This is a genomic window from Streptomyces sp. NBC_00377 (genome assembly GCF_036075115.1).
Taxonomy (GTDB): domain Bacteria; phylum Actinomycetota; class Actinomycetes; order Streptomycetales; family Streptomycetaceae; genus Streptomyces.
Genome location: NZ_CP107958.1, coordinates 4,708,937 through 4,722,703, shown reverse-complemented (window position 1 = coordinate 4,722,703; position 13,767 = coordinate 4,708,937). Strand labels below are relative to the sequence as shown.

The window sequence follows — 13,767 nt, the reverse complement described above, 5'->3', positions numbered from 1 at the left end:
GACGGCTCCTGCGGCGGGGTGACCGGCGATCTCTACCGCCGGACGGCCGCCTGCCGCTCGGCGATCGCCCCGCCGGCGACGACGGCACCTGCCGCACCCGCGGTACCAGGGGTGCCGGCGCGGCGCTCCAGCGCGGCCGAGACCAGGGCGAGAAGCAGGGCGCCCGCGGCGAGCGCGGCGCCGACCCAGTTCGGGGCGGTGTAGCCCAGTCCGGCGGCGATGACGAGGCCGCCGAGCCAGGCGGACAGCGCGTTGCCGAGGTTGAAGGCCCCGATGTTGACCGCCGAGGCCAGCGTCGGCGCGCCGTGGGCCTGGTCCAGGACACGCTTCTGCAACGGCGGGACGGTGGCGAACCCCAGAGCGCCGATCAAGGCGACCGTGAGGGCCGCGAGCACCTTGTTGTGCGCGGTCAGCGTGAAGAGCGCCAGGACGATCGCCAAGGCACCCAGGGAGACGTACAGCATCGGCATCAGCGCGCGGTCGGCGTACTTGCCGCCGACGAGGTTGCCGCCGACCATGCCGAGCCCGAAGAGGACCAGCAGCCAGGTGACGGATCCGTCGGCGAAGCCGGCCACGTGGGTCATCATCGGCGCGATGTAGGTGATGGCCGCGAAGACGCCGCCGAAGCCGAGAACGGTCATCGCCATGGCGAGCAGCACCTGGACGTTCTTGAAGGCGGCCAGCTCGTGCCGCAGGCGCACCCCTTCGGCCCGCGGCATGTCCGGCACGAGCTTGGCGATGCCGACCAGCCCCGCGACGCCGAGCACGGCGACGACGGCGAAGGTGACGCGCCAGCCGAGGTTCTGTCCGACGAGAGTGCCCAGCGGTACTCCTACGACGTTGGCGACGGTGAGGCCGGTGAACATCATCGCGATGGCCCCGGCCTTCTTCTCCGGGGCGACCAGGTCCGCGGCGACGACCGAGCCGATGCCGAAGAAGGCGCCGTGGGCGAGGGAGGCCACCACACGGCCGAGGAGCATCACGGCGAAGGAAGGGGCGACGGCGGAGAGCAGGTTGCCGACGATGAACAGGCCTATCAGCAGCATCAGCATCCGTTTGCGGGAGGCCTTGGTACCGAGGACCGTCATCAGCGGGGCGCCGAACATGACACCGAGCGCGTAGCCGGTCACGAGGAAGCCGGCCGTGGGGATGGAGACCCCGAAGTCGTCCGCGACCTCGGGCAGCAAACCCATGATCACGAACTCGGTGGTGCCGATTCCGAAGGCCCCGATCGCGAGAGCCAGAAGCGCGAGAGGCATGGGGAGAATACCTTCCAGACGATTGCAGGTGCGGTTAAGGTGCGTACACAATAGTTGCAGACGCGGGCTAAAGGCAAACGCGGTCTATTGCGCGATTGCTCTATCCTGGTGACAGCCGCTCCGGGACGGAGGAGAACCCCCATGACTGCGACGGACCCCGCACTCACCGCTCTCGCCCAGGGCTGGTGTGCCCTCTCTCTCCTGCACGGGAGGATCGAGGCCCACATCGAGCGCGCGCTCCAGGCCGGCCACGAACTGAGCGTGCGCGAGTACTCGCTGCTCGACGTCCTCAGCCGACAGCACGACGGCGTCGGCGGGCATCTGCAGATGAAGCAGGTGGCCGACGCGGTCGTCCTCAGCCAGAGTGCGACCACCCGGCTGGTGACCCGGCTCGAGGACCGCGGGCTGCTCGAGCGCTACCTGTGCCCCACCGACCGCCGTGGCATCTACACCGATGTCACCGAAGCCGGCCTGAAGCTGCTCACCGAAGCCCGCCCGACCAACGACGCCGCCCTGCGTGAAGCACTCGACGAAGCTGCCACGAACGCGGAACTGACCCCGCTGGTACGGGTCGTGGAGTCATTGAAGGCGCCCGTCGCGGCCTTGGACGCATAGGGTTGCGGGCATGGGAGATCTTGAAATACGGGCCGCCGTCGCCGACGACCTTCCCGCGATCGTCGCCATGCTCGCGGACGACCCCCTGGGCGCGAAGCGCGAGTCGCCGGACGATCTCAGCCCCTATCTGGCGGCACTGGAACGGCTCAGCGCGGATCCGAACCAGCGTCTCGTCGTCGCCGTCCGCGAGGGACGCGTCGTCGGCACCCTCCAGCTGACGATCGTCCCGGGACTCTCCCGCCGGGGCGCGACCAGGTCGATCATCGAGGGCGTGCGGGTGCACGCCGACGAGCGTGGCAGCGGGCTGGGCACCCGGTTCATCGAGTGGGCGATCGAGGAATCGCGGCGCGAGAACTGCCGGCTGGTACAGCTGACCTCCGACACCGCGCGTACCGACGCCCACCGCTTCTACGAGCGCCTCGGCTTCGTCGCCTCGCACGTGGGCTTCAAACTGCAACTCTGAGGACCCGGTACCGGGCGGTCCCTCACCCCGTACAAAGGCTCGCGGCAGAGGGAAGCGCCCTGTTTCACGTGAAACAGGTTCCCTCTGCCGACGGCTAGCCGATGCCGCGCCATCCCTCCGGATCGACGCCACCGGGCACGGCAGCGCCCTCGTCGTACGGCTGACGCGTCAGCACGAAGGACCCGAGGTCCAGGTGATCCACGCTCCCGTCCGGCCGCCGTACGGCCCGCAGGAGCTCCCCAGCGTAATAGCCCTCCAGCCCGGTCCAGGTGCCGTCCCCGTTCGCCCTGAACCGGGATCGGCGACCATCGCCGGACAGCGGCCCCAGGGACAGCAGTCCGTCGGCCGTCACCCGCAGGGCGAGCGGACTGGTCCCCCAGTGCCACTGGCCCGCCAACTCCAGGACTGCCGGATCAACCGCACGGAGCGGACGCCACGGCTCGGGAATCCGCGGCTCCGCCTCGGCGACGATGCGTACGAGGTCGGAGGCCACCTGGGAGGTCTGCACCCCGGACGTGCAGTTGGCGAGCACCACCGCGCCGACGTCGTCCGCCACACCGATGGTCAGGGTGGCCAGAAAGCCCGGCACGGACCCGGAGTGACCCACCAGCAACCGGCCGTCTCGGTGCTGGATCTGCAGACCCAGTCCGTAGGCGGCACCGTCCACCACGTCCGTCAGCCCCGCCGGCGCCGCGGGTGTGGCCATCTCGCGCAGGGTCTCCGCGCCCAGTACCCGGTCGTCGCCCCGCGCAAGGAACGCGGCGAATCGCGCGAGGTCTCCGGTCGTGGACCAGAGTTGGCCCGCCGGAGCCATCCGTCCGAAGTCCTCGGCGGGCTCGGGGAGCAGCACATCGGCCCAGGGATGCACCGCCCAGCCTCCTGCGGCCGGGACCTCTGATCGAACACCCGTCCGGTCGAGACCCAGAGGTTCGAGCACTTCACGCCGCAATACCTCTTCCCAGGGCGCCCCACGGAGTTGCTCCACGAGGGAGCCCAGGAGCGAGTAGCCCGGGTTCGAGTAGTGGTGACGGCGACCCGCGGGGTGCGGCGCGGCCCGATCGCCCAGGACGTCGGCGAGTTCGGGCCGCAGCGAGCCTGGAGTCCGCTCCCACCACGGGCCGGGCGTCTCGGCCGCCAACCCACCGGTGTGGGCCAGCAGTTGGGCCACCGTGGCTCCCCCCGCACCGGTGCCGGGCAGGTGCTTCTCCAGCGGGTCCTCGAGGTCGAGCACCCCCTCGTCGCGTAGCCGCAGCACGAGCACGGCGGTGAAGGTCTTGGTGATCGAGCCGATCCGGTACTGCACGTTCTCGTCCGGCGCGTGCCCGTCGACCGAGGTCCGCGCCCCGTGCCACACGGCCCGCCCGTCGCGCACGACCGCGGCGACGAGCGACGGGGCCCGCCCCTCGGCCTGGGCCACGGCGATCCGGTGCAGCAGCGCCCGCGAGGTGCCCGGCAGCAACTCTTGCTGAGGTGTCGTCATGGGCTCAGTCCACCCGCCCGCGCGACCGGCGTCGAGCTCATTTCGCCCGGGGCGCGGGTCAGGTCTGCGCCATGTCCACGAAGCGCGAGTAGTGGCCCTGGAAGGCGACGGTGATGGTGGCCGTCGGACCGTTACGGTGCTTGCCCACGATGATGTCGGCCTCACCGGCGCGCGGGGACTCCTTCTCGTAGGCGTCCTCGCGGTGCAGCAGGATCACCATGTCCGCGTCCTGCTCGATGGAGCCGGACTCACGCAGGTCGGACACCATCGGCTTCTTGTCCGTGCGCTGCTCGGGACCACGGTTGAGCTGTGAGAGCGCGATCACCGGGACCTCCAGCTCCTTGGCCAGCAGCTTGAGGTTACGGGACATGTCCGAGACCTCCTGCTGACGGCTCTCGGACCGCTTGGAACCACCGGCCTGCATCAGCTGGAGATAGTCGATGATCACGAGCTTGATGTCGTTGCGCTGCTTCAGCCGGCGGCATTTCGCACGGATCTCCATCATCGACAGGTTCGGGGAGTCGTCGATGTAGAGCGGCGCGGAGGAGACCTCGGGCATCCGGCGGGCCAGACGGGTCCAGTCCTCGTCCGTCATGGTGCCGGAACGCATGTGGTGCAGGGCGACACGGGCTTCGGCGGACAGCAGGCGCATCGCGATCTCGTTGCGCCCCATTTCGAGGGAGAAGATGACGCTCGGCAGGTTGTGCTTGATCGACGCCGCACGCGCGAAGTCCAGCGCGAGCGTCGACTTTCCCATGGCGGGGCGGGCCGCGATGACGATCATCTGGCCCGGGTGGAGGCCGTTGGTGAGCGAGTCGAGGTCCGTGAAGCCGGTCGGCACGCCCGTCATCTCGCCGCTGCGCGAGCCGATCGCCTCGATCTCGTCGAGAGCGCCCTCCATGATGTCGCCGAGCGGGAGGTAGTCCTCGCTGGTGCGCTGCTCGGTAACCGCGTAGATCTCGGCCTGGGCCCGGTTGACGATCTCGTCGACGTCGTCGTCGCCCGCGTATCCCATCTGCGTGATGCGGGTGCCGGCCTCGACCAGGCGGCGCAGCACGGCACGTTCGTGGACGATCTCCGCGTAGTACTCGGCGTTGGCGGCCGTGGGCACCGTCTGGACGAGAGTGTGCAGATAGGACGCGCCGCCGACCTTGTTGATCTCGCCGCGCTTGGTGAGTTCGGCGGCGATCGTGATGGGGTCGGCCGGTTCGCCCTTCGCGTAGACGTCGAGGACCGCTTGATAGATCGTCTCGTGCGCGGGCTTGTAGAAGTCGTGGCCTTTGAGGACCTCCACCACGTCGGCGATGGCGTCCTTGGACAGGAGCATGCCGCCGAGGACGGACTGCTCGGCGTCGAGGTCCTGCGGCGGTACCCGCTCGAAGGCGGTGCCACCGCCTTCCCACTCGCCGCTGTCCCGGCCGCGATCGTGCTGCTCGTCCCGGCCCCGTCCTCCGTCGCCGCGGCGACGGGCCGGAGGCAGACGATCACTGGGCCCGCTGTCGGCCCACGGGTCGTCCAAGGGCTCGGAAATGCTCACCGAGCCACCTCCTCCCGTCCGCCGAGCGGACCTCGCCCTGTCTTCTTTCTACGGCAGGGCACTGACAATTGAGAGCGTCAACTCCGGTTGTGACGCGTCGGGTTTATGAGGGTTTCGTCGGCCGACGGACGGAGCACACGCCGGACCACGTTAGGCCCGCGGGCACCGTCAGCCAATCTGGTTATCCACAGGCCATGTGGACGACGGCCCCGATGCTGTGGAGAACTCCACGAAACCTGTGTACGACCCGGTGGACAGCGCTGTGAACAAGCCCTCGACTTTTCTTATGGAGAGCCTCTGACCTGCACCTTCTCCATCCACCGGCTGTGCAGAAGAAAAAGTTTCCCGGTCGGGCCAAGATCTCTTCGAACGGCGCACGAGCGCGGGCACCGCACGAAGCGTAGTAAGGGTCACTGGCTGATTGCATCTCTTACCTGTGGACGATTAGATTGGTGGTCATGACACAGGCTCCCGCGCCCCCCAGGCGCGCCCGGCGACAGCACGATCGGGAGATCGTGGCACTGGCCGTCCCGGCCTTCGGCGCGCTCGTCGCCGAGCCGCTCTTCGTCCTGGCCGACAGCGCGATCGTCGGCCATCTGGGCACCGCTCAACTGGCCGGGCTCGGCGTCGCGTCCGCGCTTCTCACCACAGCCGTCAGTGTGTTCGTCTTCCTCGCCTACGCGACCACTGCCGCCGTCGCGCGCCGTATGGGCGCCGGTGACCTTCCGGCAGCCATCCGCCAGGGTATGGACGGCATCTGGCTGGCCCTGCTGCTCGGCGCCGCTGTGATCGTGGCCGTCCTGCCCACCGCCCCGGCGCTTGTGGAAGTCTTCGGCGCCTCGGACACCGCCGCCCCGTACGCGTCGACGTATCTGCGCATCTCAGCACTCGGCATCCCTGCCATGCTCGTCGTTCTGGCCGCGACCGGTGTTCTGCGCGGGCTCCAGGACACAAGGACGCCGCTCTACGTCGCCGTCGGCGGCTTCGTCGCCAACGCCGCCCTGAACGCCGGCCTCGTCTACGGTGCGGACCTCGGTATCGCCGGTTCCGCCTGGGGCACCGTGATCGCGCAGTGGGGCATGGCCGTGGTCTATCTCGCGGTGGTCGTCCGGGGAGCACGTCGCCATGGCGCGTCGCTGCGACCCGACGCCGTCGGCATCAGGGCTTCCGCGCAGGCCGGGGTCCCGCTGCTGGTGCGCACACTTTCACTCAGGGCGATTCTGATGATCGCCACCGCCGTGGCCGCCCGTCTGGGAGACAACGACATCGCGGCGCACCAGATCGCTCTGAGCCTGTGGAGTCTGCTGGCCTTCGCTCTGGACGCCATCGCCATCGCCGGGCAGGCCATCATCGGACGATATCTCGGTGCGGACGACGCCCAGGGCGCCCGTGCCGTCTGCCGACGCATGGTCGAATGGGGGATGGCAGTAGGCGTTCTGCTCGGGCTGCTGGTCGTGATCGCCCGACCGCTGTTCCTGCCGCTCTTCACCGGTGACCAGGCGGTGAAGGAGGCAGCGTTGCCCGCTCTGCTCGTGGTAGGGCTCTCCCAGCCCATCTGCGGCATCGTCTTCGTGCTGGACGGCGTACTGATGGGCGCGGGCGACGGTCCCTATCTCGCCTGGGCCATGGTGCTCACCCTGGCTGTCTTCACCCCGGTGGCCCTGCTGATACCGGTCCTCGGCGGCGGTCTCACCGCCGTATGGGGAGCGATGACTTTGATGATGGTGGTTCGCATGCTGACCCTCTGGCTGCGTGCCCGCTCCGGCCGCTGGGTCATCACCGGTGCTACTCGGTGACCGTTTCACGTGAAACCGACGGCGTATGACGGTACATCGGTGCAAGCGGCCGGTGCCTGAACGGCGTTTCACGTGAAACACACGCAGACAGAAGGGGCCGCACCCACCGGGTGCGGCCCCTCTCAGTACTTCAAGCCGAGCGCAGCGATCAGGCCGCGACGACCTCGATGTTGACCTTGGCGGCAACCTCGGGGTGCAGACGCACGGACGTCTCGTGGGCGCCCAGGGTCTTGATCGCCGAGCCGAGCTCGATGCGGCGCTTGTCGACCTCGGGACCACCGGCAGCCTTGATCGCGGAAGCGATGTCGGCCGGGGTGACGGAACCGAAGAGACGACCGGCGTCGCCGGAGCGCACAGCCAGACGGACCTTCACGCCCTCGAGCCGGGCCTTCACAGCGTTGGCCTGCTCGATGGTCTGGATCTCGTGGATCTTGCGAGCACGACGGATCTGCTCGACGTCCTTCTCGCCGCCCTTGGTCCAGCGGATCGCGAAGTTCCGCGGGATCAGGTAGTTGCGAGCGTAGCCGTCCTTGACGTCGACGACTTCGCCGGCGGCACCGAGGCCGGAGACCTCGTGGGTGAGGATGATCTTCATTTGTCGGTCACCCTTCCCTTATCGCGCCTGGGCGGTGTACGGCAGCAGCGCCATCTCACGGCTGTTCTTGACGGCCGTGGCGACGTCACGCTGGTGCTGCGTGCAGTTGCCGGTCACGCGGCGGGCACGGATCTTGCCGCGGTCGGAAATGAACTTCCGCAGCATGTTCGTGTCCTTGTAGTCCACGTACGTGACCTTGTCCTTGCAGAAAGCGCAGACCTTTTTCTTAGGCTTGCGCACAGGCGGCTTCGCCATGGTGTTTCTCCTGTGTGATCAAGAAGTAGGGATTCCAACCCGCCTTCGACCCGTTCAGGCCCGGACCTCCGGGCCTGAACGGCCTAGAAGGGGGGTTCGTCCGAGTAGCCGCCACCGGAGCCGCCGCTGCCGCCGGAGTTTCCACCCCAGCCGCCACCGGACTGCCCGCCGCCCTGGTTGCCACCGGCGGGAGCGCCGGTCGCCCACGGGTCGTCTGCCGGAGCGCCGCCACCCTGCTGGCCGCCGCCGGAGTTTCCACCCCAGCCGCCGCCGGCCTGGCCGCCGCCACCGGAGCCGCCGCCGTAACCACCCTGGCCGCCCTGGCCACCGCGGCCGGAAGCCTTGGTGACCTTGGCCGTGGCACTGCGCAGACTGGCGCCGACTTCCTCGACGTCCAGTTCGTAGACCGTGCGCTTGACACCCTCACGGTCCTCGTAGGACCGCTGCTTCAGCCGGCCCTGCACGATGACGCGCATGCCTCGCTGGAGCGACTCCGCGACGTTCTCCGCCGCCTGACGCCAGACCGAGCAGGTCAGGAACAGGCTCTCGCCGTCCTTCCACTCGTTCGTCTGGCGGTCGAAGGTGCGGGGAGTGGACGCGACACGGAACTTCGCGACCGCCGCACCGGAGGGGGTGAAGCGCAGCTCGGGGTCGTCGACAAGATTGCCGACGACCGTGATGACGGTCTCGCCTGCCATGGGGGAACCTCTCGGCGGGTTTGCTGCTGGCTGCTTGTGCTGCTACTCAGAATCCCGAGATCAGCTGAGCTGGAGAGCTCAGTGGGTCTCGGGACGGAGGACCTTGGTCCGGAGGACCGACTCGTTCAGGTTCATCTGGCGGTCGAGCTCCTTGACGACCGCAGGCTCGGCCTGCAGGTCGATGACCGAGTAGATGCCCTCGGGCTTCTTCTTGATCTCGTACGAGAGACGACGACGGCCCCAGGTGTCGACCTTCTCCACCTTGCCGTTGCCCTCACGGACAACGGAGAGGAAGTTCTCGATCAGCGGGGAGACAGCGCGCTCTTCGAGATCGGGGTCGAGGATGACCATCACTTCGTAGTGACGCATGTGGAACCCACCTCCTTCGGACTCAGCGGCCACGGTCGATCCGTGGCAGGAGGGTTGTGATGCGTACGCAACGGTATCGGCCGCCACTGACAATCGGGGGTCGGCCTGCGACTTCCCCGTTCTCAGCTGGACGGATTCCCTGGCTAGGCCTGGGCAGACACCGGTGCAGAGGGTACAGACTACCTGCACACGTGCTTCCGGTTGAAATCCGGCGTGGATGACCGTCAGTCTGTACACGTCGGGTGTGTATGGCGCTACGATGCGCCGCTTCCGCAGGAGGTGCCACATGGCACAGGCATTGCGACCCAACACCGCCGGATCTCTCTTCGCCACCGACGGCAAAGCCCATCCGCTCCAGGACACCCTGCTCGCGGTGACCCTGGTGCTCGGGGTGACGGCGTTCATCACGTCGTTCTTCCACAGCCTCCATCTGCTCAGCTCCTGGGCCGGCCTGGTGGGAATCCTCACCGGTGCGTACGGACAGTGGATCTCCGAGACCACCCGTGAGCGCTTCGGTCTGATCGTGGGTCTCGGTACCGCAGGCGTCGGCTTCTTCATCGGTATGGCCCACGGTGGCCTCTTCGGCGGAATCTGGTGACCTAGAGCGGCGCCGGCGCCCGCGCCACGGGCCCCGACCGCGCCGCACGTCACACAGGACACCTACGAATCCGGACGGAACGCCCCGGCCGCGCACGGGCCGGGGCGCAGGTTCCGTACGCCCAGTCAGGCCGCTCGCCAGGCGCAGTAGGCTTCGGCGCGAGAGCCGGAGCCCCTGTACCCATGGGGACACACCAGCCCGAGGAGCGCCCCGAATGAGCCTGACCCTGAGGACGATCAGCCGCGAGCAGCATCTGGCATACATCCAGAGCCTGCCGTCGGCGAGCCACATGCAGGTTCCGGCCTGGGCCGATGTCAAGGCCGAGTGGCGTTCGGAGAACCTCGGCTGGTTCGACGAGCGGACCGGTGAACTGGTCGGCGTGGGCCTGGTCCTCTACCGCCAACTGCCCAAGATCAAGCGCTACCTGGCCTACCTTCCCGAGGGTCCGGTCATCAACTGGTACGCGCCGAATCTGACCGACTGGCTGGAACCGATGCTGGCGCACCTCAAGCAACAGGGCGCCTTCTCGGTGAAGATGGGCCCGCCGGTGATCATCCGGCGCTGGGAGGCCACCTCCATCAAGGCGGGCATCCAGAACCCGGACGTGAAGCGACTGCGCGACATCGAGGCCGACTTCATCGAGCCGCGCGCCTTCGAGGTGGCCGACAAGCTGCGCCGCATGGGCTGGCAGCAGGGCGAGGACGGCGGCGCCGGCTTCGGCGACGTCCAGCCGCGTTACGTGTACCAGGTGCCGCTGGCGAACCGTTCCCTCGAAGAGGTCCACAGGAACTTCAACCAGCTGTGGCGCCGCAACATCAAGAAGGCGGAGAAGGCCGGCGTCGAGGTCGTCCAGGGCGGTTACCACGACCTCGAGGAGTGGCAGCGGCTGTACGAGATCACGGCCGTGCGGGACCACTTCCGGCCGCGCCCGCTGTCCTACTTCCAGCGCATGTGGTCGGCCCTCAACACCGAGGACCCCAACCGTATGCGGCTGTACTTCGCCCGCCACAACGGCGTGAACCTCGCGGCGGCGACGATGCTGATCGTCGGCGGGCACGTCTGGTACTCGTACGGCGCGTCCGACAACATCGGCCGCGAGTTCCGCCCCTCGAACGCGATGCAGTGGCGGATGCTGCGCGACGCCTACGCGCTCGGCGGGACCGTCTACGACCTGCGTGGCATCTCCGACTCGCTGGACGAGACCGACCACCTCTTCGGCCTCATCCAGTTCAAGGTCGGCACGGGCGGACAGGCCGCGGAGTACCTCGGCGAGTGGGACTTCCCGCTGAACAAGCTGCTCCACAAGGCTCTCGACATCTACATGTCGCGCCGCTGACGTCACGTTCGGTGATTCCATACCTCTGACGCCTCCGCCACCTCCGAGGCGTTTCCCCCACCGCAGCCACGAGAAAGGTCCCAGGTCCGGCCATGGCGCTCACCCTCTACGTCGACACCGCGCGCTGGCGGGCGCACCACAAGCATGTGCAGGACCAGTTCCCGGGACTCGTCCCGGTCTGCAAGGGCAACGGCTACGGCTTCGGGCACGACCGGCTGGCGGAGGAGGCCACCCGGCTGGGCTCGGACGTCCTCGCCGTCGGCACGACGTACGAGGCCGCGCGCATCAAGGACTTCTTCGGCGGTGACCTTCTGGTGCTGACGCCGTACCGGCGCGGTGAGGAGCCCGTTCCGCTGCCCGACCGGGTGGTGCGCTCGGTGTCGTCGGTCGACGGCGTGTACGGCCTCGTGGGCGCTCGTGTGGTCATCGAGGTGATGTCGTCGATGAAGCGGCACGGCATCAGCGAGCAGGACCTGCCGCAGCTGCACGCCGCCATCGAGAACGTCAGGCTGGAAGGGTTCGCCATCCACCTGCCGTTGGACCGCACGGACGGCTCCGACGCCGTCGAGGAGGTCATCGGCTGGATGGACCGGCTGCGCGCGGCCCGTCTGCCGCTGCACACGATGTTCGTCAGCCACCTGAAGGCCGACGAACTCGCCCGGCTGCGGCAGCAGTTCCCGCAGACCCGCTTCCGCGCCCGGATCGGCACGCGGCTGTGGCTGGGGGACCACGAGGCCACCGAGTACCGCGGGGCGGTCCTCGACGTCACACGGGTCGCCAAGGGTGACCGCTTCGGCTACCGGCAGCAGAAGGCGGCCTCCGACGGCTTCCTGGTGGTCGTGGCGGGCGGCACGTCGCACGGGGTGGGTCTGGAGGCCCCCAAGGCCCTGCACGGCGTCATGCCGCGCGCCAAGGGCGTCGCCCGGGCCGGCCTCGCCACGGTGAACCGGAACCTCTCGCCCTTCGTCTGGGGCGGGAAGCAGCGGTGGTTCGCCGAGCCGCCGCACATGCAGGTGTCCATCCTGTTCGTGCCCTCGGACGCGCCCGAGCCGCACGTCGGCGACGAGCTGGTAGCCCATCTGCGGCACACCACCACCCAGTTCGACCGGATCGTGGACCGCTGAAGCGCGGGAGCGGACCGCTGAAGGGCGAGCGCTGAACCAAGGCGGCCACGGCAAAGGCCGTACACGGAGTCCGTGTACGGCCTTTCCCATGACCCGCTGCCTGGGCCAGGAAGCCTCAGTGACGGCCCTGTTCGCTCAGGGCGAACTGTCGATGGCCTCGGGCTTTCCCCAGTCCACCTGCGGCCCGTCGAAGTGGGAGGCGTGCCGGGGCGGATGCGCCGCGGCTCCGAGGACGAAGGCGTCCTCCGCACCGTCGAGCACCCCGCCCGAGGGGTCGTCGTCCCCCGCCTGCCGCACCACGTCCCGCTCCGGCATCAGGATGTCGCGTACGACGACGCCGCACAGGTAGAGCGTCCCCAGCAGGTGGACGCCGATGGCCCAGTGGTAGCCGTCGGTCGGCAGGCCCTTGTGGGCGTCCCCGCTCGACGTGTAGGCGAGGTACATCCAGATGCCCAGGAAGTAGGCGACCTCGCACGCCTGCCAGATCAGGAAGTCCCGCCACTTCGGCCGGGCCAGCACCGCAAGCGGCACCAGCCACAGGACGTACTGCGGTGAGTAGACCTTGTTGGTGAGGATGAAGGCGGCCACGATCAGGAAGGCCAGCTGGGCGAAGCGGGGACGGCGGGGCGCGGTCAGCGCCAGCGCGGCGATCCCCACAGCGCACAGCACGACGAGAAGCGTGGCGAGGGTGTTGACGCTGTCGGTGGTGAGGGGGTCCTTGGAGTTCTGCGCCATGATCAGCCAGAAGGAGCCGAAGTCGACGCCCCGCTCCTGACTGAACCGGTAGAACTTCGACCACCCCTCGAAGGCGAACAGCATGACGGGCAGGTTCACCACCAGCCAGGCGACGGCCGCACCGCCCAGGGCCTTGCCGAAGTCCCGCCATTTGCCCGCACGCCAGCACAGCACGAACAGGGGACCGAGGAGGAAGACGGGGTAGAGCTTGGCGGCCGTGGCGAGTCCCAGCAGGACACCGAAGGCGAGGGACCGGCCCCGTGACCACATGAGCATCGCCGCGGCCGTCAGAGCGACCGCCAGCAGGTCCCAGTTGATGGTCGCGGTCAGCGCGAAAGCGGGCGCCAGGGCGACCAGCAGGCCGTCCCAGGGACGCCGGGCGTGCGTCCGGGTCACGCAGACGGCGATGACGGCTGCGCACGCCATCAGCATCCCGGCGTTGACCATCCAGTACCACTGCTCCTGGTCCTGGATGCTGCCGCCGCCCGGCGTCAGCCAGTTCGCCACCTCCATGAACACGCCGGTCAGCACCGGGTACTCGAGGTAGTCCATGTCGCCGGGGAGCTTGTCGAAGTACGGCACGAGTCCGTCGGCGAAACCGCGCCCCTGGTAAAGGTGCGGGATGTCCGAGTAGCACGCATGTGTGTACTGGGAGGTGGCGCCGAAGAACCAGCCGCCGTTGTAGCAGGGCGCCTTCTGGATCAGCCCCAGGGCGAACATCCCGATCGCCACGAGCGCGATGATCCGCACGGGAGTCCACCAGGACGTCCCGGTCAGGGCCCGTCGGCCGAGGGGGCCACCGAACAGCTCACTGCCGGCCGCGGCCACGGGGTCCTCCCTGGTCGGCCTTACCGGATCCGGCTCGTGCACGCGCGTCGGCGTCGATTCTGCACTGGGCATGAGCCAC

Annotated in this window: 14 protein-coding genes; 6 read left to right on the top strand and 8 right to left on the bottom strand. The window is 68.6% G+C overall.

Annotated features, from left to right (window positions below):
* Positions 1-32: 32 nt before the first annotated feature.
* Positions 33-1,259: an MFS transporter gene (locus tag OHS71_RS21190; protein WP_328480947.1), complete on the bottom strand. Its 1,227-nt coding sequence runs from the start codon at positions 1,257-1,259 to the stop codon at positions 33-35.
* Positions 1,260-1,400: 141 nt separating this feature from the next.
* Between OHS71_RS21190 and OHS71_RS21185 the strand changes: the two genes are divergently transcribed.
* Together OHS71_RS21185 and OHS71_RS21180 are read left to right on the top strand one after the other, a co-directional pair.
* On the top strand, positions 1,401-1,874 hold the full coding sequence (locus OHS71_RS21185) for a MarR family winged helix-turn-helix transcriptional regulator (protein WP_328480946.1): 474 nt from the start codon (positions 1,401-1,403) through the stop codon (positions 1,872-1,874).
* A gap of 10 nt (positions 1,875-1,884) precedes the next feature.
* Positions 1,885-2,337 (top strand): GNAT family N-acetyltransferase, encoded by a 453-nt coding sequence (locus tag OHS71_RS21180; protein ID WP_328480945.1) that lies wholly within the window; start codon positions 1,885-1,887, stop codon positions 2,335-2,337.
* A gap of 94 nt (positions 2,338-2,431) precedes the next feature.
* Here OHS71_RS21180 and OHS71_RS21175 read toward each other — a convergent pair whose 3' ends face one another.
* Together OHS71_RS21175 and dnaB are read right to left on the bottom strand one after the other, a co-directional pair.
* Positions 2,432-3,817 (bottom strand): serine hydrolase domain-containing protein, encoded by a 1,386-nt coding sequence (locus OHS71_RS21175; protein ID WP_328480944.1) that lies wholly within the window; start codon positions 3,815-3,817, stop codon positions 2,432-2,434.
* A 58-nt stretch (positions 3,818-3,875) separates the two neighbouring features.
* Complete coding sequence (gene dnaB / locus OHS71_RS21170) at positions 3,876-5,354, bottom strand: replicative DNA helicase (RefSeq protein WP_328480943.1); 1,479 nt, start codon at positions 5,352-5,354, stop codon at positions 3,876-3,878.
* Positions 5,355-5,812: 458 nt separating this feature from the next.
* On the opposite strand from dnaB, the gene OHS71_RS21165 reads away from it, so the two are divergent.
* Positions 5,813-7,150 (top strand): MATE family efflux transporter, encoded by a 1,338-nt coding sequence (locus OHS71_RS21165; RefSeq protein WP_328480942.1) that lies wholly within the window; start codon positions 5,813-5,815, stop codon positions 7,148-7,150.
* Between the two features lie 148 nt (positions 7,151-7,298).
* Here the strand turns inward: OHS71_RS21165 and rplI are convergent, their stop codons facing one another.
* The 4 genes from rplI to rpsF all read right to left on the bottom strand — a co-directional run bounded on the left by rplI (position 7,299) and on the right by rpsF (position 9,067).
* Entirely contained in the window at positions 7,299-7,745 is a 447-nt protein-coding gene (rplI, locus tag OHS71_RS21160; RefSeq protein WP_328480941.1) for a 50S ribosomal protein L9, read from the bottom strand.
* Between the two features lie 18 nt (positions 7,746-7,763).
* On the bottom strand, positions 7,764-8,000 hold the full coding sequence (gene rpsR / locus OHS71_RS21155) for a 30S ribosomal protein S18 (protein ID WP_020130672.1): 237 nt from the start codon (positions 7,998-8,000) through the stop codon (positions 7,764-7,766).
* Between the two features lie 83 nt (positions 8,001-8,083).
* The gene (locus OHS71_RS21150) at positions 8,084-8,698 is read right to left on the bottom strand and encodes a single-stranded DNA-binding protein (RefSeq protein WP_328480940.1); all 615 of its coding nucleotides are present in this window, start codon (positions 8,696-8,698) and stop codon (positions 8,084-8,086) included.
* A 78-nt stretch (positions 8,699-8,776) separates the two neighbouring features.
* On the bottom strand, positions 8,777-9,067 hold the full coding sequence (gene rpsF / locus OHS71_RS21145) for a 30S ribosomal protein S6 (RefSeq protein WP_006604399.1): 291 nt from the start codon (positions 9,065-9,067) through the stop codon (positions 8,777-8,779).
* A 286-nt stretch (positions 9,068-9,353) separates the two neighbouring features.
* Here rpsF and OHS71_RS21140 point away from each other — a divergent pair, with 286 nt between their 5' ends.
* The 3 genes from OHS71_RS21140 (at position 9,354) to OHS71_RS21130 (ending at position 12,125) form a co-directional block, all read left to right on the top strand.
* Entirely contained in the window at positions 9,354-9,665 is a 312-nt protein-coding gene (locus OHS71_RS21140; protein ID WP_328480939.1) for a hypothetical protein, read from the top strand.
* A gap of 214 nt (positions 9,666-9,879) precedes the next feature.
* Positions 9,880-11,001: a peptidoglycan bridge formation glycyltransferase FemX gene (femX, locus tag OHS71_RS21135; protein ID WP_328480938.1), complete on the top strand. Its 1,122-nt coding sequence runs from the start codon at positions 9,880-9,882 to the stop codon at positions 10,999-11,001.
* Between the two features lie 92 nt (positions 11,002-11,093).
* Positions 11,094-12,125 carry an alanine racemase gene (locus OHS71_RS21130; protein WP_328480937.1) on the top strand — a complete coding sequence of 344 codons (1,032 nt, stop codon included), beginning with the start codon at positions 11,094-11,096 and terminating at the stop codon, positions 12,123-12,125.
* A 135-nt stretch (positions 12,126-12,260) separates the two neighbouring features.
* Here OHS71_RS21130 and OHS71_RS21125 read toward each other — a convergent pair whose 3' ends face one another.
* Positions 12,261-13,760 carry a glycosyltransferase family 87 protein gene (locus tag OHS71_RS21125; RefSeq protein WP_328480936.1) on the bottom strand — a complete coding sequence of 500 codons (1,500 nt, stop codon included), beginning with the start codon at positions 13,758-13,760 and terminating at the stop codon, positions 12,261-12,263.
* Between the last annotated feature and the right edge of the window lie 7 nt (positions 13,761-13,767).